General features: G+C 64.4%; 23 protein-coding genes. 5 read left to right on the top strand and 18 right to left on the bottom strand.

Annotated features, from left to right (window positions below; translation table 11 throughout):
• Positions 1–336: 336 nt before the first annotated feature.
• From THIMADRAFT_RS00175 to THIMADRAFT_RS00165, 4 genes are all read right to left on the bottom strand, one after another.
• On the bottom strand, positions 337–663 hold the full coding sequence (locus THIMADRAFT_RS00175; RefSeq protein ID WP_007190914.1) for a cation transporting ATPase C-terminal domain-containing protein: 327 nt from the start codon (positions 661–663) through the stop codon (positions 337–339).
• Positions 660–857, bottom strand: coding sequence for a cation-transporting P-type ATPase (locus THIMADRAFT_RS28465; RefSeq protein ID WP_083829155.1), 198 nt, complete (start codon positions 855–857; stop codon positions 660–662). The genes THIMADRAFT_RS00175 and THIMADRAFT_RS28465 overlap by 4 nt, the downstream gene beginning before the upstream one ends.
• 61 nt (positions 858–918) lie before the next feature.
• Positions 919–1,206 (bottom strand): hypothetical protein, encoded by a 288-nt coding sequence (locus THIMADRAFT_RS00170; RefSeq protein ID WP_007190913.1) that lies wholly within the window; start codon positions 1,204–1,206, stop codon positions 919–921.
• A 17-nt stretch (positions 1,207–1,223) separates the two neighbouring features.
• Positions 1,224–1,865 carry an ankyrin repeat domain-containing protein gene (locus tag THIMADRAFT_RS00165; RefSeq protein WP_007190912.1) on the bottom strand — a complete coding sequence of 214 codons (642 nt, stop codon included), beginning with the start codon at positions 1,863–1,865 and terminating at the stop codon, positions 1,224–1,226.
• A 136-nt stretch (positions 1,866–2,001) separates the two neighbouring features.
• Between THIMADRAFT_RS00165 and THIMADRAFT_RS00160 the strand changes: the two genes are divergently transcribed.
• Positions 2,002–2,376 carry a hypothetical protein gene (locus THIMADRAFT_RS00160; protein ID WP_007190911.1) on the top strand — a complete coding sequence of 125 codons (375 nt, stop codon included), beginning with the start codon at positions 2,002–2,004 and terminating at the stop codon, positions 2,374–2,376.
• Between the two features lie 117 nt (positions 2,377–2,493).
• Here the strand turns inward: THIMADRAFT_RS00160 and THIMADRAFT_RS00155 are convergent, their stop codons facing one another.
• The 4 genes from THIMADRAFT_RS00155 to THIMADRAFT_RS00140 all read right to left on the bottom strand — a co-directional run bounded on the left by THIMADRAFT_RS00155 (position 2,494) and on the right by THIMADRAFT_RS00140 (position 5,562).
• Positions 2,494–2,940 (bottom strand): DUF4399 domain-containing protein, encoded by a 447-nt coding sequence (locus tag THIMADRAFT_RS00155; protein WP_007190910.1) that lies wholly within the window; start codon positions 2,938–2,940, stop codon positions 2,494–2,496.
• 162 nt (positions 2,941–3,102) lie between these two features.
• Entirely contained in the window at positions 3,103–3,408 is a 306-nt protein-coding gene (locus tag THIMADRAFT_RS00150) for an ion channel (protein ID WP_007190909.1), read from the bottom strand.
• 176 nt (positions 3,409–3,584) lie between these two features.
• The gene (gene groL / locus THIMADRAFT_RS00145; RefSeq protein WP_007190908.1) at positions 3,585–5,216 is read right to left on the bottom strand and encodes a chaperonin GroEL; all 1,632 of its coding nucleotides are present in this window, start codon (positions 5,214–5,216) and stop codon (positions 3,585–3,587) included.
• A 58-nt stretch (positions 5,217–5,274) separates the two neighbouring features.
• Positions 5,275–5,562 carry a co-chaperone GroES gene (locus THIMADRAFT_RS00140; RefSeq protein ID WP_007190907.1) on the bottom strand — a complete coding sequence of 96 codons (288 nt, stop codon included), beginning with the start codon at positions 5,560–5,562 and terminating at the stop codon, positions 5,275–5,277.
• A gap of 302 nt (positions 5,563–5,864) precedes the next feature.
• On the opposite strand from THIMADRAFT_RS00140, the gene tcdA reads away from it, so the two are divergent.
• Positions 5,865–6,689 carry a tRNA cyclic N6-threonylcarbamoyladenosine(37) synthase TcdA gene (tcdA, locus tag THIMADRAFT_RS00135; protein WP_007190906.1) on the top strand — a complete coding sequence of 275 codons (825 nt, stop codon included), beginning with the start codon at positions 5,865–5,867 and terminating at the stop codon, positions 6,687–6,689.
• A 239-nt stretch (positions 6,690–6,928) separates the two neighbouring features.
• Here tcdA and THIMADRAFT_RS00130 read toward each other — a convergent pair whose 3' ends face one another.
• The 10 genes from THIMADRAFT_RS00130 to THIMADRAFT_RS00085 form a co-directional block, all read right to left on the bottom strand.
• Positions 6,929–7,843: a 5-bromo-4-chloroindolyl phosphate hydrolysis family protein gene (locus tag THIMADRAFT_RS00130; protein WP_007190905.1), complete on the bottom strand. Its 915-nt coding sequence runs from the start codon at positions 7,841–7,843 to the stop codon at positions 6,929–6,931.
• Positions 7,844–7,862: 19 nt separating this feature from the next.
• Positions 7,863–8,006, bottom strand: a complete 144-nt coding sequence (locus THIMADRAFT_RS27310; protein ID WP_007190904.1) for a hypothetical protein — start codon at positions 8,004–8,006, stop codon at positions 7,863–7,865.
• 16 nt (positions 8,007–8,022) lie between these two features.
• On the bottom strand, positions 8,023–8,646 hold the full coding sequence (locus tag THIMADRAFT_RS00125) for a V-type ATP synthase subunit D (RefSeq protein WP_007190903.1): 624 nt from the start codon (positions 8,644–8,646) through the stop codon (positions 8,023–8,025).
• A 161-nt stretch (positions 8,647–8,807) separates the two neighbouring features.
• Positions 8,808–9,164, bottom strand: coding sequence for a YkgJ family cysteine cluster protein (locus tag THIMADRAFT_RS00120; protein WP_233490098.1), 357 nt, complete (start codon positions 9,162–9,164; stop codon positions 8,808–8,810).
• Between the two features lie 193 nt (positions 9,165–9,357).
• Positions 9,358–9,705: a hypothetical protein gene (locus THIMADRAFT_RS00115; RefSeq protein WP_139052640.1), complete on the bottom strand. Its 348-nt coding sequence runs from the start codon at positions 9,703–9,705 to the stop codon at positions 9,358–9,360.
• 801 nt (positions 9,706–10,506) lie between these two features.
• Positions 10,507–10,704: a hypothetical protein gene (locus tag THIMADRAFT_RS00105; RefSeq protein WP_007190900.1), complete on the bottom strand. Its 198-nt coding sequence runs from the start codon at positions 10,702–10,704 to the stop codon at positions 10,507–10,509.
• Between the two features lie 129 nt (positions 10,705–10,833).
• Complete coding sequence (locus THIMADRAFT_RS00100; protein ID WP_083829154.1) at positions 10,834–11,529, bottom strand: alpha/beta fold hydrolase; 696 nt, start codon at positions 11,527–11,529, stop codon at positions 10,834–10,836.
• Between the two features lie 8 nt (positions 11,530–11,537).
• Positions 11,538–12,392: a GTP cyclohydrolase FolE2 gene (gene folE2 / locus THIMADRAFT_RS00095; RefSeq protein WP_007190898.1), complete on the bottom strand. Its 855-nt coding sequence runs from the start codon at positions 12,390–12,392 to the stop codon at positions 11,538–11,540.
• A gap of 162 nt (positions 12,393–12,554) precedes the next feature.
• Positions 12,555–13,448: a (2E,6E)-farnesyl diphosphate synthase gene (gene ispA / locus THIMADRAFT_RS00090; RefSeq protein ID WP_007190897.1), complete on the bottom strand. Its 894-nt coding sequence runs from the start codon at positions 13,446–13,448 to the stop codon at positions 12,555–12,557.
• Positions 13,441–13,707 (bottom strand): exodeoxyribonuclease VII small subunit, encoded by a 267-nt coding sequence (locus tag THIMADRAFT_RS00085; protein ID WP_007190896.1) that lies wholly within the window; start codon positions 13,705–13,707, stop codon positions 13,441–13,443. The genes ispA and THIMADRAFT_RS00085 overlap by 8 nt, the downstream gene beginning before the upstream one ends.
• A gap of 257 nt (positions 13,708–13,964) precedes the next feature.
• On the opposite strand from THIMADRAFT_RS00085, the gene THIMADRAFT_RS00080 reads away from it, so the two are divergent.
• From THIMADRAFT_RS00080 to parE, 3 genes are all read left to right on the top strand, one after another.
• A complete protein-coding gene (locus THIMADRAFT_RS00080; RefSeq protein ID WP_007190895.1) occupies positions 13,965–14,252 on the top strand; it encodes a type II toxin-antitoxin system TacA family antitoxin in 288 nt (95 codons plus the stop codon).
• Positions 14,249–14,752, top strand: coding sequence for a GNAT family N-acetyltransferase (locus THIMADRAFT_RS00075; RefSeq protein ID WP_007190894.1), 504 nt, complete (start codon positions 14,249–14,251; stop codon positions 14,750–14,752). Before THIMADRAFT_RS00080 ends, THIMADRAFT_RS00075 begins: the two co-directional genes overlap by 4 nt.
• Before the next feature lie 81 nt (positions 14,753–14,833).
• On the top strand, positions 14,834–16,720 hold the full coding sequence (gene parE, locus THIMADRAFT_RS00070) for a DNA topoisomerase IV subunit B (protein WP_007190893.1): 1,887 nt from the start codon (positions 14,834–14,836) through the stop codon (positions 16,718–16,720).
• Positions 16,721–16,798: the final 78 nt, after the last annotated feature.

Here is a 16,798-nt window from a genome sequence, read left to right as displayed (position 1 = left end):
CCCAACCCATTGGACCGCTCGTGACACCGCTCCGGCGGTGTCACGCTTCTCCTGGCGCTCCGCGCCACGTGCCGCTCCAGCCGGAGTTATGAACCAGCCCCCGCGAAGCGTGCCAGCGTCGGTGGACGAAGCGGTGGACGTCGCAACCGCCCTTGCCTTCGACCCCACTCTTGCGCATGGCTGGATCGTGTTCTCGTGCGCAATTTTGGCCATCTTGGCACGTCGCACGTCGCACGTCGCACGTCGCACGCAGCTCTTGGTGCCGAGCGCCGCCGGCCATGGTTGACACCCCGGAGCGGATGTCACGGTCGCTACCCACGGTCTGGATAGCCCGCCTTACGCGCGGCGCCAATAGCGTCGCTGCGCCAACTTTCTGCCTTCGTCGAGCAAGAGTACGCTGGATGCGACGAGCGCGGCCTTGACCCAGTCCTCGGCGGTCAGGTGAGTGGTCGCGAAGACCGCCTGAGCCTCCGGCCAATGCACGACCAGGATCTGGAGTGCCAGTACCGCGCCCAGCGCCGACCAGAGCTTACCGTTTGCCAAAAAGTGGCTGTTGAAGGTGCTGCCGTGCTCGTTGCGGGCATTGAAGACATTGAAAAACTGAAAGAGTACGAACGTGGTGAAGGCGAGGGTCAGGGCATAGGCCTCACCCCGGGTGGTCAAGGCACCCTGAAACCCAGAAATCTAAGCCAGAGCGGGCGCGATTTGGCTTCGGCAAGGGTGTTGTCGCCGTAACGGCGACGTCGACGATCAGCGTCTGCCGACGACAGGCCCCGAGCCGGATCGACGTTCAATGCCTCGGTCGTCTCCGTGACCCGCAAGCAGTGCCAGCAGCGCGTCTGGGTATCTGCAGTCATCGTCCCGTCCCCGGCTTCGGCGACCGGTCTCGGTCATCGGTGTTTTCGCCCTCTTGCCCGATTAATCGTCGGTCAGCCAACCCTGTAATGCCTCGACGAGTGCCTGGGCCTGTGCGCGACTGGAGATGTTGAATTTCGACTGTTGCCGGTACTCGCCGCCGCGCTTCTGATAGCGGCGAATCGTGTACTTGTCCGGACCGTAAGCCTCCTTCGCGCGGTCCCAATCCTGATAGCGGAAGAGGATCGTGGTCCAACTTCCCTTGGAGAGAACGACCTTGTCGATCTCCTTGGTCGTGTCGATGCCGTCTTCCGTGTAGTTCACCGTCAGATCTTCGATCCGTTCGGCCATGCGGGCGCTCCTGTCTGTCAGGGGGGTGGTTCGGCCCTCGCACCGTTGCGCTCGAGGGTCGAGACGATAAACCGGGCGTCGCGCCCGGGCGCCGATTCTCGCGCAATCCGCAGCGGCAAGCGACCGTCGCCGGCGGGTTGATTGACATCGGCGCCCGCGAGGATGAGCTGTCGTACCGTTTCGAGGTGCCCGTTTCGTATGGCGATGTGCAGCGGCGCCTCCCCGCTCGAACTCGGTTTGTCGAGCTGTGCGCCGGCATCGAGGAGGAAATTCAAGGTCTCGCGCTTGATCCCTCCCGCTTCGATCAGCTCGAAGAGCGTAACCTGCGCATCGAGCGGCGCACCTTGCTCGATGAGCATCTCCGCGACCTGCGTGCGCCCGTTTTGCAGTGCAACGTCGAGCGGTGCTCTTCCCGCCGCGTTCGGCGCCTCGATGTCCGCGCCGTTGCGGGCAAGCTCCCGCGTGATGGCCACACGCCCGGCGCGCGCGGCGACGTGGAGGGGCGGGTCGCCGCCCGCATCGGGTTCATCGAGGTCGCTCTTCCAGTAGATGTGGCGCGAGACCTGATCGATATCACCGATCTCGACGGCTCGGTGCAGATTCACCGTCGGCTCGGAAGGCTCGGTACACCCCGTGAGCACGATGGCTGCGATCAGCATCAAAGCCCGTGCCGAGCGCGGCTTGGAGCCCCCGGCCGGGCGTCGCTGCGGACAACCTTCGAGCCGACCCCGCCAAACATATCCGTGCAGAGCGTGCGGGCTGCCTGAGTGGGCCGGTCGTGCTAACGTAACCACCATGATCCTAAAATTCCTCCTCACCGCAGCCGTCATTTTGGGGGCCTACTTGGTGATCCGGGCACGCATCCGGCGCTCTCGGGAAGCCGCCGGACTGGTCGCGCCGCGCTCGCCTCTCATCCCTCCGGCACTGATCCGCCCGCTCGCCTACGGGCTGCTGGCCGTCATGTTGATCGGCAGTCTGACGTATCTCGTGCGGGATTGGGATCGCGATCGGGAGATCATCCCTGTTCAGGTCGTCAATGCCAATACGGGCGAGGTGACCCGGTACGAGGTCCTACGCGGCAGTGTCGACGGCCGGCGATTCTTGACCTCCGACGGACGAGAGATTCGCATCGCGGACATCGAACGCTTGATCATGGAAAGCGATCGCTAAGCAAGCCTCTCGGGGCTCTCTCGAGCCGCAACCACAACCTGTCGGCGTGCGCCGTCCGCCGGGAGCAGGAGACCCGCCATGCGCCGCAACAGGGCGCACGCAGGACCCGTGGGCCGCTTACTCGACCGTGACCGTGATGCGCTCCGAGACGATCGGCGGATCATGCGGGATATGATTCTTGTCGCCCAAGATGATCTGCAGAGTGTGCTCGCCCGGCGGCAGCGTGAGCTGGGTCTCTGTCTGACCGCCTCCGAAATGCAGGATGTCGGCGCCGATCGGCTGATCGAGCGGCGGAAGGCCGTCCATGTCGACGAGGAGATGATGGTGTCCCGTCTTGGGGAGATCGGCGCCCGCAGGCGCGACCCCCATCCCCGCGAGCCCAAACCGTACGACGAAGGTCTGCGGCACCGTTGCGCCGTTCTCCGGAGTAATGATGTAGGCACGGGCGTCCTCGGGTGCCGGCGTGCGTTCGAAAGCGCCGAAAACGCTTGACGTTCCAAGGGTAAGCCCCAAGGCGATCAACAGCGCCAGGGATGACGGTTTAGAAATCCTCTTCATCTTCATCGGTCGACTCCTCTCTTGTGGTTCCGGACAGGTTTAGGGTTACCGTGCCATGGAAAAAAGTCAGGAGCTTGGGCGGTGATTTCAACCTGAGTGCGGCAGTTTTGCCGACTTCTTCGCGGTGAGTGCATGGGAGGATGAAGGTGCGGCGCCTCCGAGCGCGCCTCACGGGGCGCGACGGTAAAGGGTCACCGGTCGCGCGACTAGAATCGCCGGGTCGAGCTGTCCGATCAGGCCCGTCATCGCGACAACCGATCGTGCCAACGGATGCAGCAGGGTGATATCGCCGTAGCTGACCGTCGTCGGCGTTGCGAAGCTGAAAAGGGACGCTACGACGGTATCGACCGAGTGAATGGTCGTCGCGCCGATGACGAAGCGGACCCTGTACGAGGCGTGCTCCGACGCACGGATGGATGGTCGGGGGCCAACCGTCTGGTTCGCGAACGGGGTGTGGCGAGAGCCTTGCCACACGGCTGCTTGGCTGCGGCGACGTGTATCGGCTCGCTGGGAGTTTGGCGGTTTCGTGGAACCGGAATGTCAAAGGAGCCTTGCGGCTCCTTTGAGTTCACACCTTTCCCGCTACGCCGAAGCAAGGCCCGAGGCGAAACAGTGATCGCCTCGAGCCGTGCATCGGCTCGGCGCCGGCTTCAGTAGTCCATGTCGTCCATGCCGCCGGCCGGTGCGGCGGCGCCTTTGTCCTTCTTGGGCTCGTCGGCCACCATCGCTTCGGTGGTGATCATCAGCCCGGCGATGGAGGCTGCGTTTTGCAGAGCGGTGCGCGTCACCTTGGTGGGGTCGATAATACCCATCTCCATCATGTCGCCGTATTCGCCGGTGGCTGCGTTGTAGCCGAAGCTTGCGGTGCCCTCGGCGACCTTGCTCATGACCACGGATGCCTCTTCGCCGGCATTGGTCACGATCTGACGCAGCGGCTCTTCCAAGGCGCGGCGCGCGATGGCGATGCCGAGATCCTGATCGGTGTTGGCGCCCTTCAGCCCAACGACCGCACCGATGGCGCGGATCAAGGCCACACCGCCGCCGGGAACGATACCTTCCTCGACAGCCGCGCGGGTGGCGTGCAGTGCGTCTTCAACGCGCGCCTTCTTCTCCTTCATCTCCATCTCGGTAGCCGCGCCGACCTTCACGACCGCGACACCGCCGGCCAGCTTGGCCAGACGCTCTTGCAGCTTCTCGCGGTCGTAATCCGAGGTGGTGTCCTCGATCTGACTGCGGATCTGATCGCAACGGCCCTTGATCTCGTCATGCGAGCCTGCGCCGTCGATCACGGTGGTGTCTTCCTTTCCGATCTGGACGGTCTTGGCCGATCCGAGATCATTCAGGGTCGCCTTCTCGAGCGACAGACCGACCTCTTCGGAGATCACGGTGCCGCCGGTGAGGATGGCGAGATCCTGCAGCATGGCCTTGCGGCGATCGCCGAAGCCCGGTGCCTTGACCGCGCAGACCTTGAGGATGCCGCGCAGGTTGTTCACGACCAGGGTCGCCAGTGCCTCGCCCTCGATGTCCTCGGCGACGATCAGCAACGGCTTGCCGGCCTTGGCGACAGCCTCGAGCACGGGGAGCAGATCACGGATGTTGGAGATCTTCTTGTCGTAGAGCAGGATGTAGGGCGCGTCCAGCTCGGCCTTCTGGCTCGTCTGGTTGTTGATGAAGTAGGGCGAGAGATAGCCACGGTCGAACTGCATGCCTTCGACCAGGTCGAGCTCGTTTTGCAGCGACTTGCCTTCCTCCACCGTGATGACGCCTTCCTTGCCGACCTTCTCCATCGCCTCGGCGATGATCTGGCCGATCGACTCGTCCGAGTTGGCCGAGATGGTGCCGACCTGCGCGATCGCTTTGTTGGTCGAGCAGGGCCGGGAGAGCGTCTTCAGCTCGGCGACCGATGCCTCGACCGCCTTGTCGATGCCGCGCTTGATGTCCATCGGGTTCATGCCGGCGGCCACCGCCTTGAGACCCTCGCGGACCATCGCCTGCGCCAGCACGGTGGCGGTGGTGGTGCCGTCGCCGGCGATGTCGGAGGTCTTGGAAGCGACCTCCTTGACCATCTGAGCACCCATGTTTTCGAGCTTGTCTTTGAGCTCGATCGCCTTGGCCACCGAGACCCCGTCCTTGGTGACGGTCGGGGCGCCCCAGGACTTCTCGATCACGACGTTGCGGCCCTTCGGACCTAAGGTAACCTTGACCGCGTTGGCGAGGATGTCCACGCCGTGGAGCATCCGGGCACGGGCTTGCTCGCTGAAGGAAATCTGTTTTGCACTCATGGATGGCTTGCCTCGGTAGAGCGAAATGGGGGATGTGGCGGAAGCGGATGCTTGACGGCTATTCGATGACGCCCATGATGTCGTCTTCGCGCATCACCAGCAGCTTCTCCTCGGAGAGCTTGACCTCTGTGCCGGAATATTTTCCGAACAACACGCGGTCGCCGCACTTCACATCCAGGCGACGGATGTCGCCGTTGTCCAGCAGCTTGCCGTTGCCGACGGCGATGACCTCGCCTTCGATCGGCTTTTCGGCCGCCGAGTCCGGGATCAGGATTCCACCGGCGGAGGTGCGCTCCTCCTCCTTGCGGCGAACGACGACACGGTCATGCAAAGGACGTAGGTTCATAAACGGCGTGACTCCTTGAGCGAAGAAAGCGAGAGTTCGCGATCTCGACGGGCTGTTAGCACTCGGTCGGATCGAGTGCTAACAATCTAGAGAAAAATCCGCGGATGTCAAGCGCTGCTGAACCGCGTGCGGAGGCATCCGATCCGGCGTCGGTGATTTCGACCTCGTGCTTATCAATGGCTGTCGGGGGGGGGCGCGGTTCAGGAGATTGGCGGTTTCGGAGAGTAGGGTGTGGTTCGAGGGTTCGGGGTCGTGTCGGGCGGACGCTTTCAGTCCGGGCGTGGATCGAGGATGATGCCGAGATGGAGATATCGGACACCCATGCGCAGCTTGATCCAGAGGCCTCGGTCGGGCGCGAGGCGCGCTTCGGCGGGATCGCCCGGCTCTACGGTGCGGCGCAGAGCGCGCGGATCGCGGAGCTGCATGTCTGCGTCGTCGGCGTCGGCGGTGTGGGCTCCTGGGCCGCGGAGGCACTCGCGCGCACCGGGGTGGGCGCGATCACCTTGATCGACGACGACACCATCGAGCCGGGCAACGTGAATCGGCAGAGTCATGCCATGACCAGCCAGCTCGAGCGGGCGAAGGTCGAGGTGATGGCCGAGCGCATCCGTGACATCCATCCGCTCTGCCGATGCGAGCCGATCCGCGATTTCATCACCGACCGGACCCTGGAGGTGTATCTAAGCCGCGGCTATGACGGGGTCATCGACGCGATCGACAGCATCCGTTTCAAGGCGGCGATGATTGCCTACTGCAAGGCGCACGAGATCCGCATCGTTACGACCGGGGGTGCGGGCGGACGGCGCGATCCGACCGCGGTCAGGGTGGCCGATCTGACCCGCACGGAGCACGACCCCTTGGCATCGAAGGTGCGACGTCGGTTGCGCGAGGCGTATGGGTTTCCCAGAGACCCGAAACGGCGTTTCAAGGTCGACTGCGTCTACTCGCTGGAGCAGCCGGTCTATCCGCAGGCGGATGGCTGTGTCAGCCATCAAAAGCCCGGAACCAGCGGTGTCTCGCTCGACTGCCGACTGGGCTACGGGTCGGCCAGCTTCGTGACAGCGACGTTCGGGTTTGCCGCCGTGGCGAGGGTGATCGAGATGGCGATTAAACCGAGTCCGGAGTGACGTGCAAGGTTCCAGTTCCCGGCGAGCCCAGAACGAGCCAAAGAGGGCTCGGTTGACGCAGTTTCGATCATAAAAGAAAGGCAGGCGGGAGATATGCCCGCGAAGGCGATGCCTTTTTCAGCCGTCGTCTTTACTCTTACCCTCTGAACCGCGTCGCTTCGGCCTCTTTGACAGGCGCAAGGTTGCGAAGCGCATCGACGATCGCATATCGCTCCTCGACGCAGTTCATTCGACGCGGTTCATAAGAGCCCCTCGCGCTTCAATTGGCTCGTCAGCACCTCGATCTGCACGTCCAGGTCCATGATGTCGGACTCCAAGAGCTTCCGACGTTGCTCATTGAACACCTCCTCGATGCTCGTCAGGACCCGACGGAAGTTGGCGTCGAGATCGGGCGAGGCGGCGCGTGCGTGCGTCCTCGCGTAGCCCTCGACGACGCGCTGCACACCATCCAGATAGACGTTCAAAAACTTGCGGGCGCGTCGCAGGTCGCGTGGGTCTTCTTCAAGCAAGGTCAGAATCTCGCGTGCGAGCGCGGCGACGCGCCGCAGGCGCTGATTGAGCTCGGGTTGTCGGATGTCGCGGCTCGACTGCTCGACGGCGGCGATCGAGTGCTCGGCTTGCGCCAAGGCGGCAAGCACCTGATCCGTGGTGTCCAGCCCGGAGGCTGCCGTCACCCGCTTGGGAGCAACCGGATCGCCCCCGTAAAAGAGTCGGCACCCGAGCAGCGCCACGACACCGAAGGCGAATGCGATACCTGGATGGTGTCCGACGCCCAGCCAGGCGGTCAGACCGGTGCCCAAGCCGATCAGGACGCCGCCCGAGGTCTTGAGCGGCCAAGGCGTCTTGGCGACGAGCCGACGCGCGTAGACGGCTTCAGAGACCAGCCCGCGCCACAGCAACCAGGCCCCGCCCAGCAGCAGCCCGTAACCGACGGCGTTGCCGATCATCGGCATCAAGAGCCCGCGCGCCATGGCGACAACCGCGGCGATCAAGACCGGCAGCGTCAGGAGGAACATCAAGAGCCCCTTGGCTGGGCTCGGCTGATTCGGAACCGCGGGCTCATCTTCAGCGGTGCCGACGAGTTTCGAGCGGACGACCAGGATCAGGACGGCGATCGTGGCGAGGATCACGACAAGCGCAAACACGCGGATCATGGACGTGTCTCCCGGGTGCTCAGCGTGGCGGGACGGCGTGCCGGGTCGTCTCGGCGGCAGCGGCAGGAGACGAGCAGGAAACCGCAAGCGCCTGCCAAGAGGCGACGCCGACGGCGGCCAGGATCAGGAGCAGGCCGAGGACCTTGCGCGGGAATTCGGGCATGGCGGTGGGCGGCTCCTCAAGCCTCGGCCCGTTGCCGCAGCAACTTGACCTGGAAGAGCGTGTTGCGCTCCTCTTCTTCGAGCGAGGACTGAATGAAGTGGATGGTCCGCCGATAGAGCGGAATGATGTTGTACTTAAGCGCGTTGACCCGCTTCTGGGCCTTGCGCTGCTCCTCCATCAGGCGGTGCAGCGCGGTCTCGACCTCGGCGAGGCGGGCGAGCAGCACGCAGGCGTTGGCGAGGTTCTCGCGGGTGGTGTCGAAGCTCGCGTCCGTCCCCAAAAGGCCGACCGGCTTGAGCGGGATCCGCTCGCTGGTGACGGCGGGATACTCCACGCCGAGCGCGCGGCGCGGCAGGATGTCGACCGTCAGGGCCAGCTCCGAGCCGAGGGCGGCCTGATGGATCCCGCGGCTGCCCATGCGCAGGTGCGTGATGCTGAGACAGCGATAGGCCTCGGCGAGCGCCTTTTCCGACGCGTCCCGAAGCCGACGGTATTCGCCGATGCGCTCGTAGACCAGACGGGTCAGAAGCTCGCGCTTGCGTTCGAGCAGGTCGTGGCCTTCTTCGAGAAATTTCTCCTGCTTCTTCAGTCGGAGTAAGGTGTTCTTGGTCGGCGGAACCTTGATCAGTTGTTGTGCCATCTGGACCCTCTCAACCCGCGCGAACCTTAGCCGTCATCGACGTGGCGACGCTCATCGGGTCGCAAACTTTCATGATACTAAACCGCGCCGGCTTCGGCAGTCGTCGGAGCTGGCGCGGCCAATCCAATCCCGCGAATGACGCATACCGCACCCGGCGGGGTTTAACTGCGCTCGGCGAGGCATTCGGGGCTGCCGACCGCCAGCTCCCGGCAGACCAAGGGCCGCTGCGCGTAGATTCGGCACAGCAGGGTGTCGCGGTCCAATGCCGCACACCAGCCGTCGTCGAGTCGGTCCATGAGGGTGCGGCCGAAGTTGTCCATCACGGTAAGATGGCCGGGGACGCCGGTGTCGGTGAGGCACCAGACCTCCAATCGACAGCAACAGGCGGCGCAGGTCTCGCAGGTGACCGGAGCGGCGGGAATCGGGTCGACGTCGTCCTCCGAGCAGGCCGGGTCGGCGTCCGCACCGGAGGCGACATGACCGCAGCTCCTTCGGGCATCAGCGATCATTGTCGTCATGGGGCAGGTTTCTTCAAAAACGCGTCGGTCCTGCTGCGGTGCGCAACCCTGAGTCCTTCGTCGGGATGCGATGGCGCGCCGATCGATCGAGGGGAGCAGGGCAGGAGGGGCAATGCTCGGGTTGATCGAGATTGCCCGGTGATCCCGGCGGATCGGATCGCGCGAGCGGTCTCCACCGGGATCGAACGGCGACTTATTCGTACTTGCCGCTGATGGCCCCCGAGGCGTCTTCCTTCTTGAGATCCTCGGCCGTGACTGCCTGCTCTGCCGCATTCGGGGTCGGATCCTTGACCTGCCCTTCGGCGCCTTGATCGGTCGGGTACTCGCCGGTCAGCTCCTCGCTCTCCTTCTTGAGCATCTCGCTCGTTTTTTCCTGCGCCATGGCATCCGGTGTCGGAGCCTTGATTTGAGCCTCTTGTCCGACGTTCATCGGCTCGTCGCCCGAGACGAACGGCGTTGCAGGCTGCTCGGCAGCAGCGGTACCGGCGAGCATGATGGCGAGTGCCGCAGCGGAACTGAACAGGATTTGCTTGGTTTTCACTTGCTTCTTCTCCTTGCTGGTCGCACGAATCGGATCATCCAAACCTCTTTCCTCGGCGTCGATCGACTGCCGCGTCTAGATCCTGGACTCTCCGGACAGAAGTGACTCGTCTTGCCTCGCATTGTGGGTCGCGGTCGATTACAGCGTTTCCTCGGGCGCGCTCGGTAAAGCACCGAGTGCTCCATCGATCCGGTCCTACCGTATCCGGCATCTCGCCACCCCGAATCCGTGGCCTTCGGCAAGACGTCGCCGCTGAATCATAGCAGGTGTTGGCGATGATCAAAGGGTGCCGGAATCAAAGTGCATTTGTCGAGCGAAAAAACCGATTCGGTCAAGGGTTTTGGAATCCAGGTCTCATCGCGAGTCTCGGCCGAAGCGGGGCCACCGGCGGTGATCGTCGCGGTTCACGATGGGTCTCATCCCCCGATCGTCGAATAACGCGGCAGATTGACGCGCGATCGGTAAAGATTGCGACCTGGCCCGGCAACGCGCGAGCGCGGGACCGAGACCTACGCCAGCCATCTGCCCGGTCTGGGTGATGAGCCGCGGTGACCGCGGCATCCTAGTACGTCAAGGTTGCGACAACGTGACCATGCCGCTGCCGGCGAAGGCGAGCGAAGCCCCGGCCGGCCTTACCGCCGCCGAGCGTGGGCATCGGGTCGATCTCCATGGCGCGAGGATAACGCCTGCGCCGAAAGCCTTCGAATCGCGGCGGTGCCTCGGGCGGGGAGATCGAGAGCAGGTCGGACACGCTGTCGCGGTCGCTCGGACCGATACCGAATCCTTGCTCGACGAAGTTGCTCAGGAACGCTCTCGCCGACGCGGTGCGAGCAGGCTGAGCAGCGTTGCCGCGGCACCCAGGAAAGCGAACAGGACCTTGAAGCCCCACTCTCCGAGGATCACGGTCAGGTTGTTGTCCTCGGATCGGACGTGATCGGTCCCCGGCGTTTGCGCGGACATCGGTGTTGCCGGTTGCGGCTCGGACGGTGTGTGTTGCATGTGTGCCTCCTCCGGCTCAGGTCGAGGTGTAGGTTCGTTGGGTTCTTCGGGATGTCGCCTCGCCGGAAGCGCTCCTCGGGTGATCGGCTTACCCGGGCGCATCCGTAGGACGACTTCGGAGACGCGATTCTAGATCAAAAGATCACCCAAGATCTCGGGGCATTCGAGCAGGGGATTATGGCCGACGCCGGGCAGGACGTGCAGTCGGGTGGCGGGACGTCGGCGTACGACCTCTCGTGCGATTCCGAGAAAGCGCGCATCGGCAGCCCCGGCGATCCAGGTCAGCTCACCCGGGAAGGCCCTCAGCGGCTCCCAAAGGCTCGGCATGCGCCCGAGTCCGTGCTGCAGGAGGGAGGCCGCGAGCCCCGCCGGGCGTTGATCTAAGCGCCGCCGACGTTGTCGCTCGAGCACCGCGATCGGCAAGCCGGCCTGGGTCGCGAACAAGGGTTGTGACTCCCAGGCGTCGACGAACGCGTCGATGCCGCCGTCGAGGAGCAGTCGCACCCACGCCCGGTCACCGGCGAGCCGATCGGCCCTCTGCGAGGCGTCTTCGAGACCCGGATGGGCGGAGATGACGGTTGCACGCCGAAAGCGATTCGGGTCGAGCGCCATCAAGCCGAGAGCGAAGCGTCCGCCCAAGGAGTAGCCGACCACCTCTTCGACGCCCGCGGGCAGGGTGCTTAGGATGTCTTCGACGGTGTCTTGGAAGGGCCGAACGTCTGTCGAGTCGGCGCCATGTCCGGGCAGGTCGATGGCGATCCCGCGATCACCGAGACGCCGACAACAGGCCCGCCAATCTTCGCTGCTGCCCGTAAACCCGTGCAGCAGCAGGATCAGAGCGTCGCCTCGGCGATGCGGGCCTCGCGGTCCTTGTCGCGCTCGATCAGGGCGTAGGCCGAATGGTTGTGGATGGACTCGAAATTCTCCGCCTCGACCACGTACGCCGCGACCCGGTCATCCTCGTTCAGGCGCGTGGCGACGTCCCTCACTAGGTCTTCGACGAACTTGGGATTATCGTAGGCATGCTCGGTCACGTACTTCTCGTCCGGCCGCTTCAGCAATCCGAAGAGCTCGGAGGATGCCTCCGCCTCGACCATCTCGATGAGCTCCTCGATCCAGATGTGGCCGTGCGAGCGGACCTGCACCGTCACGTGGGAGCGCTGATTGTGCGCGCCGTAGGCCGAGATCTTCTTCGAGCACGGACACAGGCTGGTGACGGGCACGACGACCTTGATCTCCAGCGTCGGCACGCCTCGGCGGATCTCCCCGATGAAGGTGACCTCGTAGTCGAGCAGGCTTTCCACGCCGGTGACGGGGGCCTTCTTGTTCACGAAGAAGGGGAAGCGCATCTCGATGTGACCCGCTTCGGACTCCAGGAGCTGCGACATCTCCGCCAGCATCTCTTTGAACGATGCCACGCCGATCTCGCGCTCGTGATTGTTCAGGATCTGCACGAAACGGGACATATGGGTCCCTTTGAAGTCGTGCGGCAGGTAGACATACATGTTGAAGTTGGCGACCGTGTGCTGCTCGGTGCCGTTGCGATCGCTGACCCGCACGGGATGGCGGATGTCCTTGATCCCCACCTTGTCGATGGCGATCCGGCGAGAGTCGGCGCTCGCCTGGACGTCGGCGATCTCGGCGTTGTCGGGCGCGGCGCAGCAGTTGGGCTCGAGCACTTGCTCCATGATGTGACTTCTCTCGATGGATCGTCTTAGTGGTGTCAAACCCGGAATTTGGGGGCAGAGGCCGACAAGACAAACCGGCTGGGTCTGTCCGCGCCGATCCGATGTGTCGATTCGAGGTGCCGACCGTTCGGTGAGGTCGCCTCTGTCGAGACGAGGCACGTCTCAGTGCTTGCGACCGATCAGTGCGCCCGCGATCCAGCGCAGAGGGTCGGCCCCGGACGAAAAAACCCCGATGCTCTCGAGCGCATCGCCGATCAGGGCGGCGGCCATCTCCTTGGCTTCGGGCAACCCGACGAGGGCCGGGTAGGTCGCCTTCTCAAGGACCTGATCGCGGCCGGCCGTCTTGCCGATCAGATCGGTGTCGCCCTCGACGTCGAGCACATCGTCCTGAATCTGAAAGGCGAGACCGATACATTTTGCATAGCGATCCAGGCGTTCGGCGTGATCCGGGTCCGGGGCATCGTGGGCAAGGATACCCATCTGCACGGCTGCCCTGATGAGTGCGCCGGTTTTGTGGATGTGGATGTGCTCGAGCATAGCGACGTCGAGGACACTGCCCTCGGCGGCCAGGTCGAGTGCCTGACCACCGACCATGCCGCGTGCTCCGCTCGCACGGGCGAGGCTTGCGACCATGGCGATGCGCTTCTCGGCATCCAGCCCGGGCGACTCGGCCAATGCCTGGAAGGCGAGGGTCTGGAGCGCATCGCCGGCCAGGATCGCGGTCGCCTCGTCGAAGGCGCGATGGCAGGTCGGGCGCCCGCGTCGCAGATCGTCGTCGTCCATCGCCGGGAGGTCGTCGTGAATCAAGGAGTAGGCATGGATCAGCTCGACGGCACAGGCGGGGCGGTCGAGCAGGACAGGATCGACACCGAGTGCTTCGCCGGCAGCATAGGCCAAGAGCGGACGGATGCGCTTGCCGCCGCCCAGGACGGTGTAGCGCATAGCCTCGTGCAGTCGCACCGGCTGGACGCTGGCCGGTGGCAGAAGTGCGTCGAGCGTGGCTTCGACGCGGGCACGGCAGCGCGCGCGAAAGTCGTCCAGAGTGGCGTCAGTCATTGGATTCGAAGGGCTCTAGTTCGGCACCGGATTCGGAACGGGGTCCGGCATCGGGCCGAGTATCGGTGAGGATACGCACGCGTTGCTCGGCCGCATCCAGCGCGTGCTGGCAGGCACGGGTCAGGCCGATCCCGCGCTCGAAGGAACTCAGTGACTCCTCGAGGCTCATCTCGCCCTTTTCGAGGGCATCGACGATGGTTTCCAGCTCGGCGAGCGACTGCTCGAAGGAAGGCGGGGGGGGAGCGACTGGCTTTTTCATGCGCTTGAACCGCGTCCTGAACGGATACCGATGCTTCGTTGGTCACGCCGCTCGGTTGAATCCAAGGGGTTCTGGCCGGACGCGGTTTGAGGACTTTCGGGGGTCGAACTAAGTTACCCCAGCTCTTCGGATGGGTCAAACCGCAGGCGTGCACGTTCGCCACGGATCTGATGGCGCCGCCTGGGCGCGCCTCGACAGAAGGCGAAAACGGCACCATAATGACGTACAAAATCACCAATACACACCGAGGTCCGGGCATGCCGACAGCCAGCGTCTCCAAAACCGAGCGGATCAACCTTCGGCTCGATGCCGCGTCGAAACAACGACTCGAACGGGCGGCCCTGCTCGAAGGGCAGACCCTCAGTCGCTACGTGCTCGTGACGGCGCTCATGCGCGCGGAGCAAGTCATCTCGGAGCATGAGACCATGGTCCTGAGCGGCCGCGATGCGGAGGTCTTCTTCGATCGACTCGCGAATCCGCCCGTGATGAGCCCCGAGCTTACGGCAGCACTGGAGGAGCACGGTCGACGCGTCGACTCGCGATGACGACCCCGAAATCCCTCGTCGTCGAGCCGCTGGGCCCGGAGCATGAACGAGCGGTTTTTTCGTGCGGCGAGGCGATTCTCGATCAGTACCTCAAGCAGCGCGCGGGTCAGGATATCCGCAGACGCATCGCCCGCGTCTTCGTCTGCACCGGATCGGATCCTCGGACGATCCTCGGCTTCTACACCCTGAGCGCCTTGTCCGTCGACATCGGTCTGCTTCCGCGCACACTGGCCCGTCGCCTGCCCAAACAACCGGTGCCGGCTGCACTCCTCGGGCGGTTGGCGGTCTCGCGCGACGCCCAAGGTCAGGGAATCGGTCGCTTGCTCTTGGCCGACGCGGTCAAGCGTGCAATGAGCGCCGGCGCGACGATCGGTATTCATGCCCTTGTTGTCGATGCGAAGACCGATCGGGCAAAGCGGTTCTACGAGCGCTTCGGATTTCACGCGCTGCCGGACAGGCCCGAGCGTCTGTTCTTGCCGCTGGGTCTGCCGGCGCAATAGACTCCGCGATCGACAGCCACTTCATCTGCTCGTTTCGAGCCTACCATCCGCGTTTCTCCGACAGGATCGACCCACACCCTCATGACCGGCCACTACGATGCCTCAGCCATCGAGGTCCTCAGCGGCCTCGACCCGGTGCGCAAACGCCCCGGGATGTACACCGACACCACCCGCCCCAACCACCTCGCCCAAGAGGTGATCGACAACAGCGTCGACGAGGCGCTTGCAGGACATGCCCGCCGCATCGATGTGGTGCTCTTCGCCGACGGCTCGCTCGAGGTGAGCGACGACGGGCGCGGCATGCCGGTGGATATCCATCCCGAGCAGGGTCTGCCCGGCGTCGAGGTCATCCTCACCAAGCTGCACGCGGGCGGCAAGTTCAACGGCGACAACTATCGTTTCTCGGGCGGGCTGCACGGGGTCGGCGTCTCGGTCGTGAATGCCCTGTCGCACCGCCTGGATGTCTGGGTCAAGCGCGGCGGTCACGAGCACCACATGGCCTTTGCCGGCGGCGAGAAGGCGAGCGATCTTGTTCAGCTTGGAAGCGTCGGGCGCGGCAACACGGGCACCCGACTGCGCTTCCGGCCGGATCCGAAATATTTCGACACCCCGAAAATCGCCATCCGACCGCTGACGCACCTGCTACAGGCGAAAGCTGTTCTTTGCCCCGGACTCGAGGTCCGCTTTCGCGACGAGGCGAGCGGCGAGGAGCAGGTCTGGTGCTATCAGGACGGTCTCAAGGACTATCTGCTCCAGGCGCTGAACGGTGCCGAGACCCTGCCGTCGCAGCTCTTCGTCGGCGACCTGGAAGGGGCCAACGAGGCGGCGAGCTGGGCGCTGGGCTGGTTGCCCGAGGGTGGAGAGGCGGTCGCCGAGAGCTACGTGAATCTCATCCCGACCGTGCAGGGCGGCACCCACGTCAACGGTCTGCGCACCGGGCTCACCGAGGCGGTGCGCGAGTTCTGCGAGTTCCGCAACCTGCTGCCGCGCGGTGTGAAGGTGGCCCCGGAGGATGTCTGGGGCCGGGTCAGCTATATCCTCTCGGTCAAGCTGATCGAGCCGCAGTTCTCCGGTCAGACCAAGGAGCGGCTGTCCTCGCGCGAGTGCGCCGCCTTTGTCTCCGGTGTGGTCAAAGACGCCTTCAGCCTCTGGCTGAATCAGCATGTGGCCGAGGGCGAGCGGATCGCCGAGCTGGTCATCGGTGCGGCGCAGGCGCGACTGCGCGCCGGCCGTACCGTCACCCGCAAGAAGATCACGCAGGGGCCGGCCTTGCCGGGCAAGCTCGCCGACTGCACCACGACCGACCCGGAGCGCGGCGAGCTCTTTCTGGTGGAGGGCGACTCGGCCGGCGGCTCGGCCAAGCAGGCGCGCGATCGCGAGTTCCAGGCCATCCTCCCGTTGCGTGGCAAGATCTTAAATACCTGGGAGGTCGATCCGGCCGAGGTCCTCGGCTCGCAGGAGGTGCACGACATCGCGGTCGCCATCGGCGTAGATCCGGGCAGCGACGATCTCGCGCGGCTGCGCTTCGGCAAGATCTGCATCCTCGCCGATGCGGACTCCGACGGTGCGCACATCGCGACCTTGTTGTGTGCGCTCTTTCTGAAGCATTTTCGGCGTTTGGTCGCCGAGGGGCATGTCTTCGTCGCCATGCCGCCGCTCTACCGCATCGACGTCGGCAAGCAGGTCTTCTATGCGCTGGACGACAGCGAGAAGCGCGGCATCCTCGACCGCATCGAGGCCGAGAAGATCAAGGGCAAGGTCAATGTTCAGCGCTTCAAAGGCCTCGGCGAGATGAATCCGGGCCAACTGCGCGAGACGACCATCCATCCGGATACCCGTCGCTTGGTTCAGCTCACGGTTGAAGCCGAAGACGACAGCAACAACCTCCTCGATATGCTACTCGCCAAGAAACGCGCATCCGACCGACGGGCCTGGTTGCAGGAGAAGGGCGACCTCGCCGAGGTCTAAACCGCGCCCGCTCCGACCGTCGTAGGAGCCGACGTGGCCAAGCCACTCCAACACATTTCGCATACCGCACCGGGCGCG

The organism is Thiocapsa marina 5811 (assembly GCF_000223985.1).
GTDB lineage: Bacteria > Pseudomonadota > Gammaproteobacteria > Chromatiales > Chromatiaceae > Thiocapsa > Thiocapsa marina.
This window is presented reverse-complemented; position numbering and strand designations above follow the sequence as displayed.

Bases quoted from the DNA above. Each gene is read 5' to 3' on its own strand.
- THIMADRAFT_RS00085 (WP_007190896.1), bottom strand. From the start codon at position 13,707: ATGAAAAAGCCAGTCGCTCCCCCCCCGCCTTCCTTCGAGCAGTCGCTC.
- THIMADRAFT_RS00120 (WP_233490098.1), bottom strand. From the start codon at position 9,164: ATGACGACAATGATCGCTGATGCCCGAAGGAGCTGCGGTCATGTCGCC.
- groL (WP_007190908.1), bottom strand. From the start codon at position 5,216: ATGAGTGCAAAACAGATTTCCTTCAGCGAGCAAGCCCGTGCCCGGATG.
- ispA (WP_007190897.1), bottom strand. From the start codon at position 13,448: ATGACTGACGCCACTCTGGACGACTTTCGCGCGCGCTGCCGTGCCCGC.
- THIMADRAFT_RS00155 (WP_007190910.1), bottom strand. From the start codon at position 2,940: ATGAAGATGAAGAGGATTTCTAAACCGTCATCCCTGGCGCTGTTGATC.
- THIMADRAFT_RS00105 (WP_007190900.1), bottom strand. From the start codon at position 10,704: ATGCAACACACACCGTCCGAGCCGCAACCGGCAACACCGATGTCCGCG.
- THIMADRAFT_RS00125 (WP_007190903.1), bottom strand. From the start codon at position 8,646: ATGGCACAACAACTGATCAAGGTTCCGCCGACCAAGAACACCTTACTC.
- parE (WP_007190893.1), top strand. From the start codon at position 14,834: ATGACCGGCCACTACGATGCCTCAGCCATCGAGGTCCTCAGCGGCCTC.
- THIMADRAFT_RS00075 (WP_007190894.1), top strand. From the start codon at position 14,249: ATGACGACCCCGAAATCCCTCGTCGTCGAGCCGCTGGGCCCGGAGCAT.
- THIMADRAFT_RS00130 (WP_007190905.1), bottom strand. From the start codon at position 7,843: ATGATCCGCGTGTTTGCGCTTGTCGTGATCCTCGCCACGATCGCCGTC.
- THIMADRAFT_RS00160 (WP_007190911.1), top strand. From the start codon at position 2,002: ATGATCCTAAAATTCCTCCTCACCGCAGCCGTCATTTTGGGGGCCTAC.
- THIMADRAFT_RS00165 (WP_007190912.1), bottom strand. From the start codon at position 1,865: ATGCTGATCGCAGCCATCGTGCTCACGGGGTGTACCGAGCCTTCCGAG.
- THIMADRAFT_RS27310 (WP_007190904.1), bottom strand. From the start codon at position 8,006: ATGCCCGAATTCCCGCGCAAGGTCCTCGGCCTGCTCCTGATCCTGGCC.
- THIMADRAFT_RS00170 (WP_007190913.1), bottom strand. From the start codon at position 1,206: ATGGCCGAACGGATCGAAGATCTGACGGTGAACTACACGGAAGACGGC.
- THIMADRAFT_RS28465 (WP_083829155.1), bottom strand. From the start codon at position 857: ATGACTGCAGATACCCAGACGCGCTGCTGGCACTGCTTGCGGGTCACG.
- THIMADRAFT_RS00080 (WP_007190895.1), top strand. From the start codon at position 13,965: ATGCCGACAGCCAGCGTCTCCAAAACCGAGCGGATCAACCTTCGGCTC.
- folE2 (WP_007190898.1), bottom strand. From the start codon at position 12,392: ATGGAGCAAGTGCTCGAGCCCAACTGCTGCGCCGCGCCCGACAACGCC.
- tcdA (WP_007190906.1), top strand. From the start codon at position 5,865: ATGGAGATATCGGACACCCATGCGCAGCTTGATCCAGAGGCCTCGGTC.
- THIMADRAFT_RS00140 (WP_007190907.1), bottom strand. From the start codon at position 5,562: ATGAACCTACGTCCTTTGCATGACCGTGTCGTCGTTCGCCGCAAGGAG.